Source organism: Corallococcus sp. CA049B (assembly GCF_003611685.1).
Taxonomy (GTDB): Bacteria; Myxococcota; Myxococcia; order Myxococcales; family Myxococcaceae; genus Corallococcus; species Corallococcus coralloides.
The window spans coordinates 1-3,827 of sequence record NZ_RAWC01000380.1; the positions used below are offsets into that span (position 1 = coordinate 1).

At 74.7% G+C, this 3,827-nt stretch carries 2 protein-coding genes; both read left to right on the forward strand.

Translation table 11 applies throughout. From position 1 onward, the window contains the following. Positions 1-167 precede the first annotated feature (167 nt). Positions 168-2,399 (forward strand): tryptophan synthase alpha chain, encoded by a 2,232-nt coding sequence (locus D7W82_RS38730; RefSeq protein ID WP_120623053.1) that lies wholly within the window; start codon positions 168-170, stop codon positions 2,397-2,399. Positions 2,400-2,552: 153 nt separating this feature from the next. Further along, positions 2,553-3,566 carry a hypothetical protein gene (locus D7W82_RS42255; RefSeq protein ID WP_158617810.1) on the forward strand — a complete coding sequence of 338 codons (1,014 nt, stop codon included), beginning with the start codon at positions 2,553-2,555 and terminating at the stop codon, positions 3,564-3,566. Positions 3,567-3,827: the final 261 nt, after the last annotated feature.

The window sequence follows — 3,827 nt, forward strand, 5'->3', positions numbered from 1 at the left end:
GTCCACCAGTGCGCGCCTCCCCGGCGGGCGGGGCGGGACAGTGACGCCTTTCCGACCGCCGGGGACCCACCGGGGCTTGCCGCCGCTTCGCGAAGGACGGACCGCTCCCCACCCTTGTCCCCAGGGCCCATGGCGGATGGGGCCTTCACGGGCGGCGGGAACGGGGCATGGGGCGGACGGGTGTTTGGCCGGGCTGGGTGCTGCTGCTGGGGCTGTGGGCGGCGTGCGGCCAGACGCTGCCGGAGGACGCGGTCTCCTCCAGGTTGGCCTGGCGGCCCCCACCCCTCTGCATGCCCATGACGTGTGAGTCCCAGGGGCTGGACTGCGGCTACGCCATCGACGGGTGCGGCGGCACGCTCCAGTGTGGCGAGTGCGCCGGAGACCAGGCCTGCGGCGGGGGCGGCGTGCCCAACGTCTGCGGCCCCCGGCCCTGTGTCCCCAGCACCTGCGAGGCGCGGGGCGCCACCTGCGGGCCGCTCCCGGACGGCTGCGGCGGGGTGCTCGACTGCGGCACGTGCGCGACCCCGGAGGTCTGCGGAGGCGCCGGCGTGCCCAACGCCTGCGGCCCCCCGGCCTGCGTCCCCACCACCTGCGAGGCCGCGGGCAAGAACTGCGGGCAGGTCGCGGACGGCTGCGGCGGGGTGCTCGACTGCGGCGCGTGCGGGCCGGACGAGACGTGCGGCGGAGGCGGCACCGCCAACGTGTGCGGCCGCGCGCCGTGCGTCCCCACCACCTGCGGGGCGCTGGGCAAGAACTGCGGCGCCGTGTCCGACGGCTGCGGCGGGGTGCTCGACTGCGGCGCCTGCGCCGAGGGGCTCACCTGCGGCGCGGGCGGCGTGGCCAACGTCTGCGCGGCCCCGCTGTGCCAGGCGGCCACCTGCGCCGCGCTGGGGAAGGGCTGCGGCGAGGTGCTGGACGGCTGCGGCGGCGTCCTGGAGTGCGGCGCCTGCGAGGCCGACGCGACGTGCGGCGGCGCGGGGGAGTCCAACGTCTGCGGCGCCGGCACCTGCGTGCCCACGACCTGCGCGGCCCAGGGCGCGAACTGCGGCCGCGTGTCGGACGGCTGCGGCGCGGTGCTGGAATGCGGAGGCTGCCTCGCGTCCGAGACCTGCGGCGGCGCGGGCACACCCAACGTCTGCGGCAAGGCCGCGTGCACGCCGTCCACCTGCGAGGCCCTGGCCAAGGACTGCGGCCGCGTGTCAGACGGCTGCGGCGGCACGCTCGACTGCGGCGCGTGCGGCGAGGGGCTCACCTGCGGCGCGGGCGGCGTCCCCAACGTCTGCGCGGTCCCGGGATGCCGGCCGGCCACCTGCGGCTTCCTGGGGGCGACGTGCGGCGCGGTGGAGGATGGCTGCGGCGGCACGCTCGACTGCGGCGCGTGCGCGGCGCCGGAGACCTGCGGCGGCACGGGCGTGCCCCACGTCTGCGCGCCCCCGGAGCCCGTGTGCGTGGACCGGGATCTGGGCAGCGCGCTGCCGGTGTCGCTGAAGGGCTCCACCGTGGAGGCCCGGGACGACCACGCCGCCTCTTGCGGAGGCGCCGGCGCTCCGGACCGGGGCTACCTGTGGACGGCGCCCCGGGCAGGCACCTTCACCTTCGACACGGCCCGCTCGGCGGTGCGGTCCGTCATCGCCGTGTACGCGGACGGCTGCGGCGGCGAGGAGCTGGCGTGCGCCACGGGCGGCATCAGCTACGGCGGCGGGGCCCGGGTGGCGGTGACGCTGACGCAGGGCCAGCGGGTCCTGGTGACGGTGGACGCCGTGGCCGGCGGGTCCTTCACGCAAGGCGCCTTCGAGCTGCACATCGACGAACTGCGCGCCACCGAGGCCGGCGCCTCCTGCTTCGACGGCATGGACAACGACGGGGACCGCTGGGTGGACTGCGCGGACACCGAGTGCCGCGACGAGCCCCGCTGCAAGGGCCAGGGCTGCGCCCACCACGACCTGGGCAGCGCCCTGCCCGTCACCTTCCAGGGCGAGACGGCCTTCTCCGGCGACGGCTTCCAGGGCACCTGCGGCGCGCTGCTCCAGCAGGACCGCGCCCACCTGTGGACGGCGCCCAGGGCCGGCACCTTCGTCTTCGACACCTCGCCCGGCAACGACCCGGACGCGGGCGGCCACGCCCTGTACCTCCTCGCCGGCTGCCGGGGCACGGAGCTGGGCTGTGCCGCGCACCCACATCCTACGACAAAGGGGGCTCCGGCGCTGAAGCTCACCCTGGCCCAGGGGCAGTCCGTGCTGGTGGTGGTGGACGGCATGGCCCGGCCGGACCGGGACACCCCCATCCGCTACACCCTCCACGTCACCGAATGGGTCCCGTCCGAGGCCGGCCACTGCCACGACGGCGCGGACAACGACGCGGATGGCCGGGCCGACGACGCGGACCCCGACTGCCGCTGACGCTGACGCGCCGTGCCACAACCGGTGTCCCACACCCACCTTCTCAGCACATGTGAGGTGCTACGCAACTGATCGACGGCTGCCGCGATAATCCCCTCAAGACGTCAGCAGCCCTTCCAATCCATTCCTCGAACTCCGACGAGTGAGCCCCACATGAGCCTCATCGACCGCGCCCGCAGTGCCGTCTCCAACACCATCCGCCAGGTGCAGCAGGACCCCATCAAGGCGGCGAAGGACATCGGGACGCAGGCGAAGAAGGGCTACGACACCTTCAACAAGGTGAAGACGGCCGTGAAGGACGGCTTCGACAACGTCAAGAGCCTGAAGACGGACGGCTTCAAGGCGACGCTGAAGGGCAACGTCGACAAGCTGGTCTCCAAGGCCACGGACCCGAAGACCAAGCTCGACCTCAAGGGCAAGCTGGGCATCGCGGGCGGCGCCATTGGCACCATCACCAACGCCGCGAAGCTGGTGGGCCAGGCCGGCACGGCCATCTCCGACGTGCGCAACGCCGTGCGCTCCGGCTCCAGCGAGGACTGGAACAAGGCGCTGGGCTCCGTCGCCACCGCCGGCAAGACGGCGGTCAGCACCGTCAAGGGCGGCCTGGAGCTGGCCCGCGACGTGAACAAGTTCGGCAGCGCGTACAAGGCCGCCAGCGGCGCCTTCAAGGCCGCGGTCCCGGGCGCCGGCCCCAAGCTGGCCCGCGCCGCCGCCGGTGCCGCCGCCAAGGCCGCCTTCGAGGGTGGCGCTTCCTCCGCCATCAAGAACGGCGTGCGCACCGCCCTGAAGACCGCCGTCAGCGAGTCCGGCGTGGCCCTGAAGGCCGCCACGGGCACCGCGTCCCGCGCCGCCGCCCGCGCCGCGCTGTCCGAGGGTGGCAAGGCCGCCGCCAAGGCCGGTGCGACCGCCGCCGCCAAGGCCGCCGGGGGCACTCTGGCCAAGGCCGCCGGCCGCTTCGCCCCGGGCGCGAACATCGCCATCGCCGCCTTCGACACGGCGAACGCGATCTCCACCCTGCGCGACCCGAACGCCAGCACCACCAAGAAGGTCACGGGCGTCATCACCGCCGTGGGCTCCATCGCCGCCGCCACCAACATCCCGGTGGTCAGCCAGGTGGGCGCCGCCGTCTCCGCCGTGTCCAGCTTCGTGGGCGGCCTGTTCGGCTAAGCCGTTGAAGTAACCGCGGGGCCCCGGGCGGCGAACGCCCGGGGATGTCCCCGGGGGGCCGTTTTCTGGTAGGCACCGTGACCGAGTGAGACGCGCTCGTTTCAATCCCCTCTGGGACCACGGTCGATACCTGCCAGGAGGCCCTCCGGTGGCCACGAAGAAGAACCCTCCCGCGAAGCCGTCCGCCCCCGCCGCCAAGGCGCCCGGCGCGGCTTCCACCCCGGCGAAGCCGGCGAAGTCCGCCGCCGCCAGCCCCAAGCC